General features: G+C 42.3%; 1 pseudogene. It reads left to right on the plus strand.

Annotated elements, in window-relative coordinates:
* Nucleotides 1–843, plus strand: a pseudogene (locus PVV65_RS09865) (hypothetical protein); the annotation flags it as partial.

The following is an 843-nucleotide window of genomic DNA, read 5'->3' on the forward strand; positions in this document are numbered from 1 at the left end:
TGAAGATGTTGATGCGGTGAATGTTGCGCAGTTGAAATCCTTGAAAAAATATGTGGATCAAGGTTGGAAACTCTCTGTTGATGGTAAAAATGCTAAAGCTGTAGGGATAAACAGCATGGTAGATTTTGCAGCTGGAAGTGACAACCTTAACATTACAGAAGGCGAGGGTGACAATAACATAAAATTTGATCTGGCAAAGGACATTACGCTGGGTAGCGTAAAAGCCGGCGAGAATACTTTAGATGCAATGGGTTTAAAAATTACGGGTGGTCCACAAATAACGACTGAAGGCATTGATGCTGCCGGTAAAAAGATCACAGGCATTGGAAGTGGCACACTCTCAGCAGAATCGACGGAAGCGGTCAATGGTTCACAACTTTTGGCAACAAATAATGAAATTGCAGATGTAAGAGACAATCTTCTTGTTAAGCAAGCAACAGAGATGACTTTATCGCGTAGTCTGCGTGATGGAGGAACAGGTCTTATCACGATTGGTAGAGGAACCGGCGGCAGTGAAATCAGTATTCTAAATAAGGATAATGGATTTCGCAAACTTTCCGGTCTACACGACGGGGATGTCAGTGAAGGTTCAACCGAAGCCATAACGGGTGCTCAGCTTCATGCTTTAGGGAACAGTATAGCCAAGTCTTTCGGTGGTAGTGCTAAGTATGAGAATGGTACGTGGACAGATCCAACTTTCACGATCAAGATCTTCGATGCTGATGGCGGATCTAAAGATCAGGTTTATCCTGATGTAGCGAGTGCTTTAACTGGGGTTGGTACTTCTATCACGAATGTTAAAAATGAGATTAGCAACCAAATTAATAAAGAAATTACCAATGT

It is taken from the genome of Bartonella sp. ML70XJBT (assembly GCF_028618425.1).
GTDB lineage: Bacteria > Pseudomonadota > Alphaproteobacteria > Rhizobiales > Rhizobiaceae > Bartonella.